Raw genomic sequence first — 18043 nt, forward strand, 5'->3', positions numbered from 1 at the left:
AGCCGCATGGCCCGATGGCCACCCCAATCCCCGCCAAAGCGGTCCTCGAATTTACACCTCGTCCGCGGACGCTACCTAATGGGGCGGTACACAATCCCTGCTCAGGCTGCAGCGAAACTTGCCGGCCGATACGGTGACGGCAATGTCACTCGCGCGAGGTGTGCATCGCCAAGGCGGTATCCAATATACTACCCTACGGCATCGACTTGTATCAGCCTTGGAGAAGCACATCGGCAGAATGCCGCGTGAAGTTGCTCGTCAGCCCCGCAAAATGCTGGGTTCAACGCACGAAAATGCTCTTGATCATCAAATTGTGACCGATAATCTTGTTAATTGCTGCGATGAGGGTGTACGAGCAAAATCGGACGCGGGATATAGCTTCTCGCCCTCAGCGCATTTCGCCTTTCATGAAGCGAAATCCGGCGACGAAGCTAAACTCGCGCGACGTTGTCGTATCGCGTTTAGGTCCAGCTGAGCTTACGCATCTGGGTCCGGTCTCAGGCATGAATGTCGTCACGCGCGTAGGATTTGGCGTCTCCGACACTTCGTTGGGACGCCGTGCCTCACAAAACGACAGGTTTTTTGCTCTGAGCGAACGGCAAGGCTGACGAAAAATGCGAATAGGAGCATTTTTTTACGTCGGCTCTATTGCCAATTCCTAGTTCAAGATGATTTACAGCCCTCGTGAGAGAGAAAGGTCATTAACATGGAAGACACAGCTCAGGCCCCGCAGGCCGACTATGTCGAACTCGCCGCCGATATCGTGTCAGCTTACGTATCGAACAATTCCGTACCCGTTGCGGAACTTGGAAATCTTCTAAGCAGCGTTCATGCTGCTTTGAGTGGTATCGCGGGCGCGGAAGCGGCGCCGGCCAAGGAAGAGCCGATCGAGAAGCCGACGCCGGCTCAGGTTCGCAAGTCGATCACTCATGATGGACTGGTCAGCTTCGTCGACGGGAAGACATACAAGACTCTGAAGCGGCACCTCACCGGTGCGGGCCTCGATCCGACGTCGTATCGCCAGCGCTACGGTCTGCCGAGCGATTATCCGATGACGGCACCGTCTTACTCCGAGCAGCGCTCGGCGCTTGCCAAAAGCCTGGGACTTGGCCAGCAGCGTCGCGTCGCCACCGAGGCGAAGCCCGCCGACGAGCCAGAAGCCAAGCAGGAGAAGCCCCGCCGGGTCGGGCGTCCTCGGAAGGCCGCAGCCGAGTAGTTCACGATAAGCTGAGCGGCAAGGTCTTTCGAATTCTCCTGCCGCTCGCCATATCAACTCGATCCATTCAAGACCGGCCCGCATCGGGACCGGTCTTTTTTCCATCGAGTTTTCTCCTTGCTCCGGTTCATCGTACTGGCTTTCATCGGCATCTATCTTGTGCCGATTGCTCTCTCTGCCGCGCTGTATCTGCTTCGGGTCGATCGAATCGATTGGCGCATTGCCGACAAGTCAAGCGCGGGCTTCCTCACCGCAGCTGCCGACTACCCCGAAGCGGTCGTCCGGGTCTTTTCCGCACGGACCGTGAGTTGGCGCGGTATTGTGGCGAGCCATAGCTGGATCGTCGTGAAGCCTGCACGGGCTCCTGCCTACCGGCGCTTCGACTATACGGCCTGGGGTCTCCCGATCTGGATCGATCGCTTCGTGCCCGATGGACGGTGGTTTGGCAGCGTGCCCGAGATCGTCTTCGCCGCCGACGGCGAGGAGGCAGAGCGGATGATTCCGCTCATCACTAGTGCCGTTTCCCGCTACCGCTTTGCGCAGGCCGGCGACTACACGCTCTGGCCGGGACCGAACTCCAACACCTTCGTCGCGGCGGTGATGAGTGCCGTTCCGGGCATTCAGGCACCCCTTCCGGTCACGGCGATCGGCAAGGACTTTCCCGCCGATGGACGGTGGGTCGGGCTGACACCGTCAGGAACAGGCGCACGCATCACCCTGGGCGGATATGCCGGCGTAACGGTCGCCTGGGTCGAGGGTATCGAGATCAACATCCTGGGGGCGGTCGCGGGCATCGACCTCCGCCGTCCAGGCATTAAGCTGCCCGGTCTCGGACGACTGGGTCTCTAGACTAAAGCGCTCAGGGCGTCTGCCAGCCGGCCTTCGCGCCCTTGTCGAACAGCTTCTGCGCAAGCACCACGGCCGAGGGTGCGTCGAGCGCGCTGGCATCGGCCCCGAGCCTGAGCGCGAGGTCCGGCTGCGCCGTGAAAACAGGACCGCCGACCATGATGCCGACGACCGGATTACACGAACGCTCCCGGATCGAGCGGACGAGGCCCTGCAACTTTTCCAGCCCGCTGTCGCAGCTCAAGGTCAAGCCGACGACGGCGAACCACTTGCTCTCGACGAGGCTGACGACCTGCTCCATCGCCGCGCCCGGCTCCGATTGAACCGCCCAGCCACCCGCGATGAGGAATTTCTCCACCATCGCGACACCGAAGAAGTGCTTCTCATCGGGCAGGGTCGTCATGAGAACGCTGCGCCGCTCTTCCAGGGCCGGTAGCGCGTGCGTCTCGTTAAAGACTGCCAGCAGATGTTGGAGGCGCCCGACTGCCAACGTCACGTCGATGAAATCGCAGACGTCCTCTTCCCAGAGGGAGCCGAGATGGCGGGCGGTCGGCTCGAGGACCTCGACGAAAAGTGTTTCCATCGAAACACCCCCGGCACGCAGGCCCGTGACGAAGTCGATCGCCGCATCGAGATCGGTACCGAGGACGAGATGGGCGAGACCGTGGACATCCTGGTCTCTCGACACCGTCGGTGCGTCGGGCCGATGCAACGATGTCAGGCGGGGTATGACGTCGGCCGACACGATCCGCAGGAGCTTGGCGCGACGAGCGAAGACGTCGGAGCGCCTCAGGATCTCTGGCGCGAAGAAATGGGCATCCACCGGACCATGGAGCGGCGGCAACGAGAAACGGGCGGAAATGTCCAGCGACGCCATATATGCTCCCCCGTCGCTCCAAGCTTTTCGCTCGATTCGATTGAGAGCCTAGTCCCCTCCACACTCCGGCGTCTAGGGGGTCGAATTCGACTTTCTGGAATCACGTTTTGGTGTTCGGTGGAAACGGCACATTAGTGATAAATATTGATGAGCCTTAAATTTCCTGCTGCACCGCACACATGATGACCTTGGCTCGCTATCGTTGCGCATTGACCTGCTTGGTGCCGTCCTCATCCGAGCGCTGCCGGCGCTCCGCTCGGAGTTCGCGTTCAGCCAGCAACCAGAACTCGATTTCGAAGCCTTCCGGCCGGTGGTGCCGTTCCCAAAGTTCGTAGGCCCGCTCGCGTATCTCCTCGAAGCTGATCCGGCCTGAGCTATCCATAGGCTGTCTTCCTGCGCTTTGAGGCATCGGCCCCTGCATCCGCATGTCTTGTCGAAGAAGACGCGCCAAGTCCGCCGACGATCCCTCGCAAATGGCGTCCGGGCCGCCCGATGGCCTTATCCCTTCCAGTTTTTCAGGGCTGCGAAGGGGCTGCCGGAGAGGTCCGGCGGAGGCGGATTCAGGACCGGCTCGACCTGTCCCAGGGCATCCGCGATCGAGAAGGCGGATGCGTTGTTCGGAAGCCGGCCGCCGGCCGCATCCTTGTGGCCTCCGCCGCGGAACTTGCGGGCGCCGTCTAGGGCCGTCTCGTTGTTGGAGCGGAACGAGAGCGAGCCGGTGCGCTGGACGTTGACGACGCGGCGGGCCCGCCCGCTCTCCATGATCCGGTCGGAGACGCGCTGGAACATGCCGGAATCGAGCCCGAAGGAGAGCAGCGTTCCATCGGACAAGGGCCGGAACAGCGTGTCCGAACGCGCCAGCACGCGGGCGACCCGCATCCGGGTCGTCAGCAATCGGTCGTCGTCCGGCTCGCCTTTCAGGAGAGCGTCGAGGATGCGCGTACGCAGGGCACCGATCCCGGACTCGATCTCGGCTGGGGATCGGCCCTGGCGCAGCAGCTCCGCGACCCCGCGGAAAAGGTCGCCGATGAAGCGGTCGTGCCAGGGATGGCCAAGGGGAACGAGTGTGGCGACGTTGTCCCAGAAGACCTCGTCGAGGGTATGACCGCCCAGAAATGTCGCCCGGTCCTTCTTCCACAGATCGAGGGCATCCACCGCCTCGACCAGGGTCTGGAGGTCGAGGCGTTCGGCCTCGGTCGGCTCGTCCAGGGCGTAGAGTTCACGGTGATCGAAGGCCATTCGGGTCGCGCAGCGACTCTCGTCGATGAGAAGCGTCAGATCAGGATCCGCGAGGTCGAAGCGCTTCAGGGTGCCCTCCTCCGGAAGGGGGACGATGCCCTGCTCGCGCAATTGGTCGAGGGACGAGGCGTGGTGGTCGAGGACGACGAGGCGATGCTTCTCCTCCCCGGATCGCCGTCCGTTCATCGCAGCGAAGCTCTTCAGGAAGTTCACCGCCGGAGCCTCGAGCCCGAGATCGGTGACGATCAGGAGTTCTGGCGCCTTGCTCGCCCCGAGCCGTTTGAGCTCCACCTCCACCACGGGCCCGATATCCGAATAGCGCGCGACGTGAACGATCCGCTCGACCTCGCGGAACGCGCCGACCACAGTGGAGGCGCCATAGCCGTCGAGATCGTTATGGGTGATCTGCGTGGCTTTCACGGGGACGCTCCTGATCATGATCACGCCCTGGCAAAGGAGGAACCGGCTCGGTTTCGGGGCGGCAGACTCGCTATGGCGGCGTTAATGCCCGTGCGCAATCGCTGCCTCGCATCATGACAGGCTCGTTCGCGCACGACAGAACTGGGAACTGTCTTGACTGCTACTAGGAATGGTACGGGCTCAGTTCAGTTCGGATCCAGGCAAAAGCCTCTCACGCCATCTCATCGGCCGGCTTCCCGTCTGGACCTGGAGGATGGGTCTCGAGTTTATCCATCCGTCGCGCATCGGCTTTCGACGTTGACGAACTTTGATCGGATCATCGTGATCTGCGACGGCCGCATTTGCGAGGACGGAACCGTCGAGGACCTGCGCCGGGCCGGCGGGATGTTCGATCGGATGTGGCGGCTGCAGGCCGAGGGCCTGTCGCAGGACGCGGTGATGGACCCGGCGTGAGCCGGGTCGGCCTCCCTCGAACCGCTCCGGAGCCCGCGGCGGCGCCGATCGCTCGCCGACAGGGCGCCTCACTCCGGCAGGAACGGCCCGGTATAGCGCCCGAACTCCACGTGATCGCCGAGGACACGGCGGGCCGAAACGATCTTCTGGAACGTCTGGCGAGACGTCCCGGACAACCGCGCCTCCTCCTCCAGGCGCCGAAGCCGTTCGATCGTCCGTAGCGCGACTGTGCTGGGATACTCCGACGGTTCGTTCGCCAAAGAGGCAACGAGCGAAGCTGTTTCCGTGTCGAGCTCGCAAGCGGGTTGATCGCTGTTCAGCATGGAAGCACCCAAGCGTTGGTCCGGCACCGCAACGGCAGTCCACCTTGGTTAAGCGCCTCTCCGGGCCAGTACAGCAAGATAGGTTTACTCCGCCTTCTTGGTCGGAAAGGGCACGAAAGCTCTCGATGCTCGCGGTCGAGCGATCCTTTCACTCAAGCGAATGACTGCGCCGATGCGGGATGTCAGCCTGAGGACGCTCGGTCCCCGAAGACCCGGCAGAGCCCCTCCGACGTGTTCTCCTCCCACAGCTCGGTGGGGCCGACCCTCCCCACGCTCACCTTCTCTCGACGCCGTTCCGCCCCTCGCCACTTCGCCGAGCAGACCACCGCCGATCATGGAGCTTTCTCCCTGAACCACATCAGTGCTGCCGATGCTCATCGAGGCAAACCGATCGCGACGGCGCCTCTTCCCTCGTCCGCGTTCAAGGCACCGGCTATCCTGCTCTCGGGCCCCGTGGACGACGCCATGTACCGGGATTTCCGGCGCCAGCTCGATCAAGCCTCGGAGCGGGAACTGGTCGTCGTCGAACTGTCGACGCTCGGCGGCGATCCTGATGTCGCCCGGATGATGGGGGAGGATATCCGCTTTCATGCCGGGCTGACGCCGGAGCGGCGCTTCGTCTTCCTCGGAAAGGCGGTGATCTATTCCGCCGGCACCACCGTCATGAGCTTCTTCGCGCGCCGCGACCGTTACCTCACGCGCAATACCCGGGTCATGATCCACGAGCGCAAGCTGTCGAAGGACCTGTCGCTCAACGGCCCGCTCACAACCTGCATCGCGACCGTTAAAGCAGCCCTGAACGAGATCGAGTGCTCGATCGAGATGCAGAACGAAGGCTTTGCGGCCCTTGTCAGGGGATCGTCCGTGACCATGGAGGAGGTTCTGAGGCGCGCCCCGTCGAACTGGTATATCGGCGCCGAGGAAGCCAAGATGCTGGGCCTGATCGAAGGCGTGATCTGACTCAAGATGCCGCACCGTTTCGGGTGGACAGGGTCAGCACCGTCTTAGCGATCCTCCTGCAAGGGATGCCGATCGCTGATCGCGATGTGGGCCCGTTCGCTGAGCCCAAGGGCGACGCCGACGAACGTCAATGCTCCGATCGCATCGCTAGCGCGTTGCGTCCGCGCTTTGGAATGCATCGGTGGCCCGGCACCCGAGGTGCCGCTCGAGGCCGAGCGTTCGGCGCCCTGCCTTCCCACACCCTACTTCGTGATCCGCTTGGGTGAGATTGGATCGCTCGCCGGGAAGGTTTCCTCGATGGCCTCGTCGAGGAGTCGCTCCTGACGCTCCCTCAGGTCCTCATCGGAAACGCGATTTCCCGGCGCAGAATCCGCAGCCCGATCGGCTACGAACTGGCCGCTCGTTCGCGATTCTTCACGGTGCGTCGTCTCCGGAGCGGCCGGTGTGTCGTTCGTCTTGGGACCCGTCATGAAAATCTCCATCCGAGCGGAACAGGGAATCGATCAGCGAGGAGCCCGACGGTCAGCAGCGGAGTGCTTCACCATCGCGATTCGACATCATTTCACCAGCCAGAGCGCCAAGCCGACGATGACTGGGACAAGGGCGACGAAGCCGACGAAGAGGTACGGCACGCCTCGGGCGCCCCTGCCGTGCGGGTCGACGGACCGCCTAACCCTCTCGGACGCTGCTTCGGTTTCGCGCGCCAGCGCGATCCGCTCGGGCGAGGGCGCGTTGCCGGCGACCTCGTCGTCGGTGCCGAGCGGGGACAGGCCGACGTCGTAATGATCGATCTTGTCGCCAGTGCGCCCACTGTCGATGTCGGCCTTCAGCATCGCCGTGGTGGGCTTGTCCGAAACGGGAGGCGTTGCGGCGGCGATGTCGGCGGGAGCGGGTGGATCCTCGGATCTGAACATGGTGGTGAGCACTCCTGCACGTCTAATCGAGGCAACGGCCAGACCCCTGCCGATGTTCGCGACTGCGGCGCTGATGCCGCCTCTGCGGGTCGATCAACTGTCGCGCCGGATCGACATGCGATCCGTGCAGGGGCTTGGACCTGAATGGGCCGGTCGAGCGCTCATGTACCGGTTCGGCCGAGCCCTCGCTCTGGTCGGCGGGTCCACGGAGCATCGCGCGATCCCGACGGAGGATCGGGGCGCTGGGCGCGAATGGCGGATGAGAGGAGTCGAGACGCGATGTCGTCGCGGCGCAGGGCAACAGCGCCCAGGCTTGCCGGCCGCACCGGAGGAGAAACCGGCGACAGGATCATCCGACGGGATCCGGTAAGGACGTCTCGGCCTTGCTACCTAGATCTCCACCGCCGCGAGTCGGCCCGTCCCGACGCCCTGCGGGTCGAAGGCGACGCTCTTGATGATCGCGAAGACCGGTTGGCCCGGCTCGAGGCCGAGATCGCGCACGGAGGCGCGGGTCAGGCGGGCAGCGAGCAGCACGCCGTTGCAGTCGATCTCGGCCAGCATGGAGGCCTCACCGGCCGGCGAGACGCCGAGGAGGCGGCCGCAGATCAGGTTGCGGGCGCTGAGGCCCACAGGGGCCCTGAGGGCGACGAGGACGTCGCGGGCCGGCACGCGGATGCGCACCTCCGCGCCGACATCCTGGGACAGGCGGGGGACCGCGAGCCTCCCGATCCGACCGGTGAGGCGCGTCAGGCCCAGTTCCTCGTCATGCGCCTCCACGACCATGTCGAGGAGGGCGCCGGCTTCCGCATCGTGGACGGGAACGAGGTCCGCGCGCCGCAAGATCGCATCGGTCGGCCCCATTGCGGCGACACGGCCCGCCTCCAGCACGACCACCGTGGCGGCGAGGCGCGCCACCTCGGCGACCGCGTGGCTGACATAGAGAATCGGGATGCCGGCGGCGTCGCGCAGGCGCTCGATGCAGGACAGGATCTCGGCCTTGCGCGCCTCGTCGAGGGCGGCGAGCGGTTCGTCCATGAGGAGGAGCCGCGGCCGGCTCAGGAGCGCCCGGCCGATGGCGACGCGCTGACCCTCACCGCCCGATAGACCGGCGGGGCTCCGGCTGAGGAGGTGGCCGATACCGAGGAGGTCGACGATGCCATCCTCGGTGAGGCCGGTGGTCTCGGGCCGCGCCTTCGCGAACCAGCGCCCATAGCCGAGATTCTGCCGCACGGTCAGATGGGGAAGCAGGCGTGGCTGCTGAAACACGGTGGCGATGCGGCGGCGATGGGCCGGAATGGCGATCAGGCGCCCGGTATCGAGCAAGGTCTCGTCACCGAGTGTGATGATCCCATGATCGGGGCGGACGAGGCCGGCGACGAGGTCGATCACCGTCGTCTTGCCCGAGCCCGAACGGCCGAACAGAGCGGTCAGGCCACGCCCGGCCGTGAAGGCGGCTTCGAGGGCGAAAGCACCGCGGATCAGCTGGAGGTCGACGACGAGGGTCATCGATCGCCTGCGATACGGTGAGCGAGGCGCCGGGCCAGGATCTCAGAAGCGAGGACAGCCGCGAGCGCAATGACGACCGAGATCAGGGTAAGGCGCAGGGCACCGGCCTCGCCGCCCGGCACCTGCGTGAGGGTGTAGATCGCCGAAGGCAGGGTCTGGGTCTCGCCGGGGATGTTGGACACGAAGGTGATGGTGGCGCCGAACTCGCCCATCGCTTTCGCAAAGGCCAGCACCGCGCCGGCGAGGATGCCGGGAAGGCTCAAGGGCAGCGTCACCGTGAGGAAGACGGCGAGAGGGCGCGCGCCGAGCGTGGCCGCCGCCTGTTCGAGTCGCCGGTCCACCGCCTCGATCGACAGGCGCATGGCCCGCACCATCAGCGGAAAGCCCATGATGGCGCAGGCGAGCGCTGCCCCGGTCCAGCGGAACGAGAGCACGATTCCGAACTCGGCCAGCACCGATCCGATCGGTCCTCGCCGTCCGAAAGCGAGGAGCAGGAGGTAACCTGTCACCACCGGCGGCAGGATCAGCGGCAGGTAGACGAGCCCGTCGAGGAGCGCCCGGCCGGGAAAACGCTTTCGCGCCAGGAGATAGGCAATCCCGAGGCCAGGCCCGAGGCTCGCCAGGGTCGCGACGCTGGCGACCTTGATGCTGAGCCAGATGGCCGTGACTTCGTCGGGCATGAGGCCGAGCCAAGCGGTCACGGCCGTAGCCATCTCCCCTTTCCGCAGGGGAGAGTCGCTGCGTCGCTCACGTCCGGTTCTCGGCGCCGATCACGGTGAAGCCCTGACGCTCGAAGAAGACCCGCGCGGGGGCGCTACGCAGATAGGCAAGGAGCGAGACCGCGTCGGGATTGGTCGACTCCTTCGTGACGGCCAACGGATAGATCACGGGCGGATGGCTGTTCGCCGGGAAGGTGCCGACCACGCGCACGCTCGGATCGGAGACCGCATCGGTCGCATAGACAATGCCGAGAGGGGCCTCGCCACGGGCAACGAGGAGCAGGGCGGCGCGCACGTTCTCGGCCTGGGCGAGCTTGTCCTTCACGCCGCTCCAGGCGCCGACCGTTTCCAACGCCGCCTTGCCGTACTTGCCGGCGGGCACCGCGTCGACATTGGCGACCGCGAGGCGGCCACCGCCCAGGCGGCCGACGAGATCGAGGCCGGGAGTGAGCGCGATCGCCTCGGGCTTGTCCTTAGGCGCGATGAGCACGAGGGCATTGCGCAGGATGTTGCTTCGGGTGCCGGGCCGAAGGGCAGCCTTCTTTTCGGCGTAGTCCATCCAATCGAGGTCGGCCGAGAAGTACAGGTCGGCTGGCGCACCCGCCTCGATCTGCTTGGCGAGCGCGCTTGACGCCGCGTAGGACATCTTGGCGACCTTGCCGGTCTCCTTCGACCAGGCCGTCACGGCATCGTCGAGGGCGTTCTTGAGGCTGGCGGCAGCGAAGACGATGACGGGAGGCTCAGTCGACGTCGAGATCGACGCGGGCAAGATACCCGAGACCGCACCTATCGCGAGGGCGATCCACCACCGTCTCGTTGGCTTCATGAAATTCGCGCTCCGGCACCCCGATGCCGGAGCCGCAGGATCATAGGTCCGCGTCGCGCGAGGGCAAGCGTCCAGAACCATCCGAGCCGAGAGTGTCCATCGGAGAACTCTCGGTCCGGTGCAGGCGGCTCAACAGCACAAGCAATTGGCCCGGCACGGGCGCGGACAGCGCCTGGGCGTCGAACGTCTCCCCTCGCTCGCGCTTGCGGCGACGCCTCGACGGCACCCCAGACGCGAGAACCACCGGCGCTTTGCGGCCGGCTTTCTTGGTAACCATACTCACACGCACCCTCGACTGTCGGGCCGACCTCGTAAGAAGCCACCGAAAACGCGGCACCGACGATGGTGTTCCTGCCGAACCCGAACAACTGAACCGTTCGCGACACGATGCATCATCAGCGCAAAGGTGGCGGCGATGCGGGCCGGGTGATAGAGCCGGCGCCATGCTCGAAGGCCTGCCTCCCCACCGCCCGACTCACGTCCTGCGCCTCCTGACCGACGAGGGCTCCGCCAGGGCGATGACCGATCTTCTGGGCGAGATGTTCGACCCGACCCAGACGGCGGTCGCCGCCTTCGAGGCCGAGGACGGCAAGACCTGGCGGCTCGAGGCCTATTTCGCCGATGCGCCGGACGAGGCGATGATCCGGGACATGATCCGGCCGGTGGTCGGGAACCAGGCCGATGCCGCGAGCTTCGAGACCATCGATCAGCAGGATTGGGTCCGCGCCTCCCTCGAAGGCCTGAAGCCGGTGCGGGCCGGCCGCTTCCTCGTCCACGGCTCGCACGACCGCGACACCGTGCGGGTGAACGACCTCGCCATCGAGATCGAGGCGGCGCTGGCCTTCGGCACCGGCCATCACGGTACGACGCTGGGCTGCCTCAAGGCGCTCGCCCGCGTGCTCAAGCGCGGCCGGCCGGCCCATGTCCTCGATGTCGGCACTGGCACAGGCATCCTCGCCTTTGCCGCCGCCAAGGCCCTGCGCCGGACCGTGATCGCCGGCGATCTCGACCCCGAGGCAGTGGTGACGGCCATCGGCAATGCGCGTCTCAACGGACTGGGGCCTTACCTGCGACTCTATCAGGGGCCGGGCGTGCGCCACCCCCTCGCCGACCGGAAGCGGCGCTTCGACGTGGTCTTCGCCAATATCCTGGCCCGGCCGCTGAAGCGCCTCGCGCCCTCGCTCACCGCCACCGTGGCCGATCGCGGCGTGCTGATCCTCTCGGGCCTGATCGAGCGTGACGTGCCGGGCGTACTCTCGACCTACCGCCATCGCGGATTTCATCTCGCCGAACAGGGCGTGATCGAGGGCTGGGCGACGCTCGTTCTGCGCCGGGGCGGGGCAGCACCGCGGCCGCGCTGAGCAAGGTCCCGCGAGCTTGCCGCTGACGCGAGCCGGGCTTAACCCTCGGCTCATGACGCCCCGCTTCCAGACCTTCGACGACCCGAGCCACCGCGAAGGTGCTTCCCGCATCACGGCCCTGCGCGCTGCCCTGCGCGAAGCCGGCTTCGACGGCTTCGTGGTGCCGCGCGCCGACGAGCATCAATCCGAATACGTACCCGCCAATGCCGAGCGCCTGTCCTGGCTGACGGGCTTCACCGGCTCGGCCGGGACGGCGGTCGTCCTCCTCGACGAGGCAGCCCTGGTGGTGGACGGGCGCTACACGCTTCAGGCACCCGATCAGGTCGACATTGCCGTGATCACGCCGGTTCAGCTCGCCGAGACCAGCGTCGAGGCCTGGATCTCGGCGCATTCGAAACCCGGCGCGGTGCTCGGCTACGATCCGTGGCTCCATACCGCCGAGGGCGTCGGACGCCTGGAGAAGGCCGCGGCCAAGGCGGGAGCCTCGCTGCGCGCCGTGGCCACAAATCCCGTCGACGCGGTCTGGCGCGACCGGCCGGCTGCACCCTCCGGCCACGTCGTCCCCCATTCCGAGGCCCTCGCCGGCGAGACCTCCGCACAGAAGCTGACGCGGCTGCGCGAGGCGCTCAGCGAGGCGGGCTGCGACGCTCTCGTCGTCTCCGATCCGCACAACCTCGCCTGGGCGTTCAACCTGCGGGGCGGCGACGTTGCCCACACGCCCCTGGCGCTCGGCTATGCGATCCTCCCGCGCGAAGGTCGCGCCGCGCTGTTCCTGACCTCCGAAACCATCGCTCCGGACCTGCTCAAGGCGCTCGAACCCCTCGCCGACATTCACCCGCGTTCCGCCCTGGACGCCGCCCTCTGTCAGCTGACGGGCCGCGTCCGGCTCGATTCCGCGACGGCTGCGGTCGCATTGAAAGAACGGATCGAGGTCGCCGGCGCCGTCGCGGATGTCGGCGCAGACCCGATCACCGCCATGAAGGCAGTCAAGAACGCTGCCGAGATCGCGGGGACACGTGCCGCCCACTACCGCGACGGCCTCGCCGTCACCCGCTTCCTCGCCTGGGTCGATCGCCAGCCCGCCGGCTCGCTCACCGAGATCGCCGCGGTCGAGGCGCTCGAGGATTTCCGAAGCGAGGACGGCGAGCTCCACGACGTCTCGTTCCCGACGATTTCCGGGAGCGGCCCCAACGGCGCGATCGTGCATTACCGCGTCACGCACGGCACCGACCGGACGGTGAGAGACAGCGAGTTGTTCCTGATCGATTCTGGCGCGCAATATGTCGACGGCACCACCGACATCACCCGCACGGTCGCCATCGGCACACCAAGTACCGAAATGCGGGACCGCTACACGCGGGTGCTCAAAGGACATATCGCGATCGCCCGCGCGATTTTTCCGAAGGGCACGACGGGTGCGCAGGTCGACAGCTTCGCGCGGGCGCCGCTGTGGCAGGCAGGTCTCGATTTCGACCACGGCACCGGCCACGGCGTCGGTGCCTTCCTGTCGGTCCATGAGGGGCCGCAGCGCATCGCCAAGACCGGCCAGGTCGCGCTGGCTCCCGGCATGATCCTGTCGAACGAGCCGGGCTATTACCGGGCCGGCGCCTACGGCATCCGCATCGAGAACCTGATCCTCGTCGAACCACGGGAGGTCGCGGGCGGCGAGCGGCCGATGCTCGGCTTCGAGACGCTGACGCTGGCGCCCTACGACCGGCGCCTGATCGAGACCTCGCTCCTCGATGCCGGCGAACTCGCCTGTATCGACGCCTATCATGCCAGGGTGCGCGAGGCGCTCGCGCCATCGCTCGACGATGAGACGCGAGCTTGGCTTGAGGATGTAACCCGCCCCCTCGAGCCGGCGAAGGTGGGGTAGCGGTTGCCGCAGTCACGCCTTCGCGCGTTGGCCGGCGAGAGCGCGCGGCTTATTTAGGTCGCAACGGTATCGAAGAGTGGCACGTCCCTTCTCCCTTGTGGGGAGGGGTTCGGGGTGGGGGTGGTTCCGCTAGCCTCCGAAAGTTGAGGGTCACTCAGCCACCCCTACCTCCCTGCTCCTCCCCGCAAGGGGGAGGAGTGGCGAATAAACCCGAAGGACGCGATGATCCGGCTTTTCGCCCTCTTGCTTCTCGCCAGTGCCGGAATCGGCAGCGCCTCGGCGCAGGGCCTCAAGCTCCCCGCGGATCTCGTGAAGGCGAGCCTCGTCGCCGAGCCCGGCGCGATCCGGGCCGGCGAGCCCTTCACCATCGGCATCCGCATGGTGATTCGCCCGCATTGGCACGTCTATTGGCGCAACCCGGGCGATTCCGGCCTGCCTCCGGAGATGGCCTGGAGCCTGCCGCAGGGCTTCTCCGCCGGGCCGATCGAGTGGCCGACGCCGAGCCGGATCCCGGTCTCGCATCTCCTCAATTTCGGCTTCGAGAACGAGGTCGTGCTACTGACGCAGGTGACTCCCTCGGCCGATCTCGCGCCCGGCCGGCCGGTGACTCTCTCGGGCAAGCTCAGCTACCTCGTCTGCGAACGCGAATGCGTTCCCGGCAGCGCCGACCTCAAGCTGAGCGTCCCGGTGGCACCGGAGGGGTCGAGCGCGGCCCCGAACCCTCAGAACCGCGCCCTGTTCGCCTCGGCCCGGGACCGGCTGCCAACACCCTCGCCCTGGCCGTCGCGCCTGACGCGGGATGGCGAACGCTTGGTGGTAAACCTCGACGCGCCAGGCCTGAAGCCCGATGCGATCAACAACGCGGCCTTCTTTCCCTATGCCGAGACCGCCATCGAGCATGCGGCCGAGCAGCGCCTCAGCGTCGACGAGACGGGCCTGCGCCTCTCGCTCAGCCGCAGCACCTATGACGACAAGGTGCCGACCGAACTGCCGGGCGTGCTGACCTTCGACGAGGTGACGCCGGAGGGAGCGCAGAGCCGCTCCTACGCCCTCGGGCAAGCGCCACCGATCCAGCCGGCGGCGTCCGTTACGGCAGAGGCGACTCCGGTTCCGGCGCCGCAGGCCGCCGAGCCCGACCTCACGCTCTGGAGCGCCGCCGGCCTCGCCTTCCTCGGCGGCATCATCCTCAACCTGATGCCCTGCGTCTTCCCGGTGCTGTCGATCAAGGTCTTGAGCCTCGTCCGGCATTCGGGCGAGCCGCCGGCGCGGGTGCGTCTGCACGGCCTCGCCTATACCCTCGGCGTGCTTGCCATGTTCCTCGGGTTGGCGAGCGTGCTCATCGCGCTCAAGGGCGCCGGCGCCGCGATCGGCTGGGGCTACCAGCTGCAATCTCCCCTGGTGGTCGCCAGCCTCGCCTACCTCCTCTTCGCCATGGGTCTCAGCCTGTCGGGCGTGTTCCATCTCGGAGGCGGCGTCGCCGGGATCGGGGACGGACTGACCCGCAAGCCCGGCCTGCAGGGCTCGTTCTTCACCGGCGTGCTCGCCACCGTGGTCGCCACCCCCTGCACGGCTCCGTTCATGGGCTCGACCGTCGGCTTCGCCCTGACCCAGCCGGCTGGCGTCGCCCTGATCGTGTTCGCGAGCCTCGGGCTTGGCCTCGCCCTGCCCTTCCTCGTCCTGACAACCTGGCCGGCGGCCGTGCGGCGGCTGCCGAGGCCCGGCGCTTGGATGGATACCCTGAAGGGCGCCTTCGCCTTCCCACTCTACGCGACGGTGGCGTGGCTGATCTGGGTGCTCGCCCAGCAGGTCGGATCGACCGGCCTCCTCGCCGCCCTCGTCGGTCTGGTGCTCGTCGGTTTCGCGGCCTGGACCTGGGACAAGGCGCAGCACGCGGCTCCCGTAGGCAGCATCGTCGGCCGAGGTGTCGCCGTCGCCGCCCTCGTCGCCCTGGCGGTCCTCACCGTCGGACTCGACCGCGACCGCGCCGAGGCCAATGTCACGATGGCGGCCGGGAGCGAGGCTTTCACGCAGAACCGCCTCGATACCCTGCTGGCGCAGGGCAAGCCGGTCTTCGTCAACATGACCGCGGCCTGGTGCATCACCTGCCAGATCAACGAGCGCACGGCCCTGCGCACCGATGCGGTTCAGACGGCCCTGAAGACGCGCGGCGTGACCTATCTCAAGGGCGACTGGACCAACCAGAACCCCGAGATCACCCGCCTCCTGGAGCAGCATGGCCGCAACGGCGTGCCGCTCTATCTACTCTATGCTGGCGGCAAGGCTCCCGTCGTGCTGCCGCAGATCCTGACCCAGGGCGCGGTTCTCGCCGCCCTCGACACGCTCCCGGCCTCCGAGCGCAGCGCCGCGCTCAAGGCGACCCCGAAGAGGTGAGATCCATGCTCCTGCGCACCAGCCTGACCTTCGCGTTCGCCACAGCTCTCCTGACCCTGCCGATCGCGGCGCATGCCGCGGGCCCTCAAATCGACAAGTCCGCCCCGACGTTCAGCGCCACCGATGCCGATGGCAAGACTGTCAGCCTCGGCGATTACAGGGGCAAGACCGTCGTCCTCGAATGGACCAATCACGACTGCCCCTTCGTGAAGAAGATGTATGGCGGCCAGGCGATGCAGGGCCTGCAGAAGAAGTGGACCGAGGCGGGCGTGGTCTGGCTGACGGTCATCTCCTCGGCGCCGGGCGAGCAGGGCGCGGTGAGCCCGCAGGACGCCAATCGCCTGACGCAGGAGCGCGGCGCCTCTCCGAGCAGCGTTCTCCTCGACACGGCGGGCACGATCGGCAAGGCCTACGACGCCCGCACAACGCCGCAGATGTTCGTGATCACCGGCGAGGGCACCCTCGTCTACCAGGGCGCCATCGACGATAAGCCGACCGCCAACCTCGACGACCTCAAGACCGCGAAGAACTACGTCGATGCAGCGCTGACCGAGGTCGCCGCCAGCAAGGCGGTGAGCGTGAAGACCTCCAAGCCCTATGGCTGCTCGATCAAATACGCTTCCTGAGCATCGACGAAGCTGCGCATCAAAAGGTGGGCGATCGCCATCGGCGGCGGCGTCACCAACCCATCGGGATGCGTGCGGGCGATCATGCCTGCCACCTCGGCGCGGGTGAACCAGCGGGCATCGTCGAGTTCGGCGGCATCGATGGAAATAGCGTCGTCGAGGCTCTCGGCGACACAGCCGATCATCAGCGATGACGGGAACGGCCAGGGCTGCGAGGCGAGGTAGCGGACAGCGCCGATGCGCAGGCCCGCCTCCTCGAAGGTCTCGCGCCGCACCGCGTCCTCGATCGTCTCGCCGGGTTCGAGGAAGCCGGCGAGGCAGGAATACATCCCCGGCGGGAAATGATGGCCGCGGCCGAGCAGGCAGGCCTCGCGACGGGCCACCAGCATGATCACGACGGGATCGGTGCGCGGGAAGTGATGCGTTCCGCAGGATTCGCAATCGCGCCGGAATCCGCCGGCTGACAGCAGGGTCGGGCTGCCGCAGCGGGCGCAGAAGCCGTGCCGCTCGTGCCAGGACAGGAAGGATCTCGCCGTCGCGATGGTGCCGAGTTCGTCGGCTGCGACACGGCCGGAAGAGGCGAGGCTGCGCAGGTCGACAAGGTCGAAGGCCGGATCGGCGGCATAGCGGGTCGACGCCTCGGCGACCAGCGCGGCGGCGAAGACCGGCCGGTCGTCGATACTGCCGAGATAGATCGTCAGGGCCCTCTCGTCGCCTGGCGGTGAGAGCCCCTGGTCGAGGAGCGCGGTTCCTCCGGCTAGCACGATCCCCTCGGGCGCGATCGCGATCGTGATCGCATCGGCGGCGCCTGGTGTGGGCAGCGGCCCCTCCCGCTCGGCCGAGTGGCGGACGAGACGGCTCTGCGCATAACCGAGGTCGGGATCGGGCACGCGAGGGGGGTTCATCACCTTCTCAGGCCGCACCGAACAGCGCGCCGAGGCGCTCCACCATCTGGATGCGGGCATGGGGCGGATAGGGATTGCGGCTCCCGACGCCCCAGACCGGGTGGGGCCACGCGGGATCCGACAGGAACCGCCCGATCACGTGGACGTGAAGCTGAGGTACGACGTTGCCGAGGGCTCCGACATTGACCTTGTCGGGCTGGGCGAGCGCCTGCATCACCCCGACAGCGACGCGGGTCTCTTCCATCAAGGCGGCAGCGTCTTCGGATGTGAGGTCGGTGAGCTCGCTGAGGCCTGCGCGGCGCGGCACCAGGATCAGCCAGGGGAACCGGGCGTCGTCCATCAGCAGCACGCTCGACAAAGCGAGGTCGCCGACCGGTACGGTCTCGGTGGAAAGGCGCGGGTCGAGGGCGAAGGCATCGATCATCCTCGCGCATGTAGAGCGGAACGCCGCGCCGGGCGATGCCGTCGGAGGCCGCAGGCAGGATCAATGTGACAAGTTCGATCACGCACATCAGGCACGTGCGCCGCCACGCTTCCCCACCCTCGCGCAATCCACTAAGGCCCGAGACACCCGAGGGGTCGAGG

Annotated in this window: 19 protein-coding genes; 8 read left to right on the top strand and 11 right to left on the bottom strand. The window is 66.7% G+C overall.

Going from position 1 to position 18043, the window contains the following annotated elements:
• Window positions 1-706: 706 nt before the first annotated feature.
• Complete coding sequence (locus K2Y56_RS15665) at window positions 707-1216, top strand: MucR family transcriptional regulator (protein ID WP_292509337.1); 510 nt, start codon at window positions 707-709, stop codon at window positions 1214-1216.
• A 117-nt stretch (window positions 1217-1333) separates the two neighbouring features.
• Window positions 1334-2065 (top strand): DUF3750 domain-containing protein, encoded by a 732-nt coding sequence (locus K2Y56_RS15670; protein ID WP_292509340.1) that lies wholly within the window; start codon window positions 1334-1336, stop codon window positions 2063-2065.
• A 10-nt stretch (window positions 2066-2075) separates the two neighbouring features.
• Here K2Y56_RS15670 and K2Y56_RS15675 read toward each other — a convergent pair whose 3' ends face one another.
• The 3 genes from K2Y56_RS15675 to K2Y56_RS15685 all read right to left on the bottom strand — a co-directional run bounded on the left by K2Y56_RS15675 (window position 2076) and on the right by K2Y56_RS15685 (window position 4598).
• Window positions 2076-2939 (bottom strand): B12-binding domain-containing protein, encoded by an 864-nt coding sequence (locus K2Y56_RS15675; RefSeq protein WP_292509343.1) that lies wholly within the window; start codon window positions 2937-2939, stop codon window positions 2076-2078.
• A 196-nt stretch (window positions 2940-3135) separates the two neighbouring features.
• A complete protein-coding gene (locus K2Y56_RS15680; RefSeq protein WP_292509346.1) occupies window positions 3136-3321 on the bottom strand; it encodes a DUF2934 domain-containing protein in 186 nt (61 codons plus the stop codon).
• Window positions 3322-3437: 116 nt separating this feature from the next.
• Window positions 3438-4598 (bottom strand): dimethylmenaquinone methyltransferase, encoded by a 1161-nt coding sequence (locus K2Y56_RS15685; RefSeq protein WP_292509349.1) that lies wholly within the window; start codon window positions 4596-4598, stop codon window positions 3438-3440.
• 297 nt (window positions 4599-4895) lie between these two features.
• Between K2Y56_RS15685 and K2Y56_RS15690 the strand changes: the two genes are divergently transcribed.
• A complete protein-coding gene (locus K2Y56_RS15690; RefSeq protein WP_292509352.1) occupies window positions 4896-5051 on the top strand; it encodes a hypothetical protein in 156 nt (51 codons plus the stop codon).
• Between the two features lie 68 nt (window positions 5052-5119).
• Here the strand turns inward: K2Y56_RS15690 and K2Y56_RS15695 are convergent, their stop codons facing one another.
• A complete protein-coding gene (locus tag K2Y56_RS15695) occupies window positions 5120-5374 on the bottom strand; it encodes a hypothetical protein (protein WP_292509354.1) in 255 nt (84 codons plus the stop codon).
• A gap of 231 nt (window positions 5375-5605) precedes the next feature.
• Here K2Y56_RS15695 and K2Y56_RS15700 point away from each other — a divergent pair, with 231 nt between their 5' ends.
• The gene (locus K2Y56_RS15700; protein ID WP_292509357.1) at window positions 5606-6334 is read left to right on the top strand and encodes an ATP-dependent Clp protease proteolytic subunit; all 729 of its coding nucleotides are present in this window, start codon (window positions 5606-5608) and stop codon (window positions 6332-6334) included.
• Window positions 6335-6576: 242 nt separating this feature from the next.
• Here the strand turns inward: K2Y56_RS15700 and K2Y56_RS15705 are convergent, their stop codons facing one another.
• From K2Y56_RS15705 to modA, 5 genes are all read right to left on the bottom strand, one after another.
• A complete protein-coding gene (locus K2Y56_RS15705; protein ID WP_292509360.1) occupies window positions 6577-6804 on the bottom strand; it encodes a hypothetical protein in 228 nt (75 codons plus the stop codon).
• Between the two features lie 87 nt (window positions 6805-6891).
• Window positions 6892-7248, bottom strand: a complete 357-nt coding sequence (locus K2Y56_RS15710) for a hypothetical protein (RefSeq protein ID WP_292509362.1) — start codon at window positions 7246-7248, stop codon at window positions 6892-6894.
• 390 nt (window positions 7249-7638) lie between these two features.
• On the bottom strand, window positions 7639-8754 hold the full coding sequence (modC, locus tag K2Y56_RS15715; RefSeq protein WP_292509365.1) for a molybdenum ABC transporter ATP-binding protein: 1116 nt from the start codon (window positions 8752-8754) through the stop codon (window positions 7639-7641).
• Window positions 8751-9467 (bottom strand): molybdate ABC transporter permease subunit, encoded by a 717-nt coding sequence (modB, locus tag K2Y56_RS15720; RefSeq protein WP_292509367.1) that lies wholly within the window; start codon window positions 9465-9467, stop codon window positions 8751-8753. The genes modC and modB overlap by 4 nt, the downstream gene beginning before the upstream one ends.
• Before the next feature lie 34 nt (window positions 9468-9501).
• A complete protein-coding gene (gene modA, locus K2Y56_RS15725; protein ID WP_292509370.1) occupies window positions 9502-10299 on the bottom strand; it encodes a molybdate ABC transporter substrate-binding protein in 798 nt (265 codons plus the stop codon).
• Window positions 10300-10742: 443 nt separating this feature from the next.
• Between modA and K2Y56_RS15730 the strand changes: the two genes are divergently transcribed.
• The 4 genes from K2Y56_RS15730 (at window position 10743) to K2Y56_RS15745 (ending at window position 16553) form a co-directional block, all read left to right on the top strand.
• Complete coding sequence (locus K2Y56_RS15730; protein ID WP_292509373.1) at window positions 10743-11660, top strand: 50S ribosomal protein L11 methyltransferase; 918 nt, start codon at window positions 10743-10745, stop codon at window positions 11658-11660.
• 52 nt (window positions 11661-11712) lie between these two features.
• Window positions 11713-13536, top strand: a complete 1824-nt coding sequence (locus K2Y56_RS15735) for an aminopeptidase P family protein (RefSeq protein ID WP_292509377.1) — start codon at window positions 11713-11715, stop codon at window positions 13534-13536.
• Window positions 13537-13758: 222 nt separating this feature from the next.
• Window positions 13759-15927 carry a protein-disulfide reductase DsbD domain-containing protein gene (locus K2Y56_RS15740; RefSeq protein ID WP_292509380.1) on the top strand — a complete coding sequence of 723 codons (2169 nt, stop codon included), beginning with the start codon at window positions 13759-13761 and terminating at the stop codon, window positions 15925-15927.
• A gap of 5 nt (window positions 15928-15932) precedes the next feature.
• Complete coding sequence (locus K2Y56_RS15745; protein ID WP_292509383.1) at window positions 15933-16553, top strand: thioredoxin family protein; 621 nt, start codon at window positions 15933-15935, stop codon at window positions 16551-16553.
• Here the strand turns inward: K2Y56_RS15745 and nudC are convergent.
• Both nudC and K2Y56_RS15755 read right to left on the bottom strand, forming a co-directional pair.
• Window positions 16523-17458, bottom strand: coding sequence for an NAD(+) diphosphatase (gene nudC / locus K2Y56_RS15750; protein WP_292509385.1), 936 nt, complete (start codon window positions 17456-17458; stop codon window positions 16523-16525). The genes K2Y56_RS15745 and nudC overlap by 31 nt on opposite strands.
• A gap of 7 nt (window positions 17459-17465) precedes the next feature.
• On the bottom strand, window positions 17466-17882 hold the full coding sequence (locus K2Y56_RS15755) for an HIT domain-containing protein (RefSeq protein WP_292509388.1): 417 nt from the start codon (window positions 17880-17882) through the stop codon (window positions 17466-17468).
• Window positions 17883-18043 lie beyond the last annotated feature (161 nt).

The sequence above is a fragment of the Methylobacterium sp. genome (assembly GCF_019745455.1).
Taxonomy (GTDB): Bacteria; Pseudomonadota; Alphaproteobacteria; order Rhizobiales; family Beijerinckiaceae; genus Methylobacterium.

What these genes read in the sequence shown, in the direction of transcription:
- K2Y56_RS15665 (WP_292509337.1), top strand. Translation starts at nt 707, where the DNA reads ATGGAAGACACAGCTCAGGCCCCGCAGGCCGACTATGTCGAACTCGCC.
- K2Y56_RS15675 (WP_292509343.1), bottom strand. Translation starts at nt 2,939, where the DNA reads ATGGCGTCGCTGGACATTTCCGCCCGTTTCTCGTTGCCGCCGCTCCAT.
- K2Y56_RS15680 (WP_292509346.1), bottom strand. Translation starts at nt 3,321, where the DNA reads ATGGATAGCTCAGGCCGGATCAGCTTCGAGGAGATACGCGAGCGGGCC.
- K2Y56_RS15695 (WP_292509354.1), bottom strand. Translation starts at nt 5,374, where the DNA reads ATGCTGAACAGCGATCAACCCGCTTGCGAGCTCGACACGGAAACAGCT.
- K2Y56_RS15705 (WP_292509360.1), bottom strand. Translation starts at nt 6,804, where the DNA reads ATGACGGGTCCCAAGACGAACGACACACCGGCCGCTCCGGAGACGACG.
- K2Y56_RS15710 (WP_292509362.1), bottom strand. Translation starts at nt 7,248, where the DNA reads ATGTTCAGATCCGAGGATCCACCCGCTCCCGCCGACATCGCCGCCGCA.
- modC (WP_292509365.1), bottom strand. Translation starts at nt 8,754, where the DNA reads ATGACCCTCGTCGTCGACCTCCAGCTGATCCGCGGTGCTTTCGCCCTC.
- modB (WP_292509367.1), bottom strand. Translation starts at nt 9,467, where the DNA reads ATGGCTACGGCCGTGACCGCTTGGCTCGGCCTCATGCCCGACGAAGTC.
- modA (WP_292509370.1), bottom strand. Translation starts at nt 10,299, where the DNA reads ATGAAGCCAACGAGACGGTGGTGGATCGCCCTCGCGATAGGTGCGGTC.
- K2Y56_RS15730 (WP_292509373.1), top strand. Translation starts at nt 10,743, where the DNA reads ATGCTCGAAGGCCTGCCTCCCCACCGCCCGACTCACGTCCTGCGCCTC.
- K2Y56_RS15735 (WP_292509377.1), top strand. Translation starts at nt 11,713, where the DNA reads ATGACGCCCCGCTTCCAGACCTTCGACGACCCGAGCCACCGCGAAGGT.
- K2Y56_RS15740 (WP_292509380.1), top strand. Translation starts at nt 13,759, where the DNA reads ATGATCCGGCTTTTCGCCCTCTTGCTTCTCGCCAGTGCCGGAATCGGC.
- K2Y56_RS15745 (WP_292509383.1), top strand. Translation starts at nt 15,933, where the DNA reads ATGCTCCTGCGCACCAGCCTGACCTTCGCGTTCGCCACAGCTCTCCTG.
- nudC (WP_292509385.1), bottom strand. Translation starts at nt 17,458, where the DNA reads ATGAACCCCCCTCGCGTGCCCGATCCCGACCTCGGTTATGCGCAGAGC.
- K2Y56_RS15755 (WP_292509388.1), bottom strand. Translation starts at nt 17,882, where the DNA reads ATGATCGATGCCTTCGCCCTCGACCCGCGCCTTTCCACCGAGACCGTA.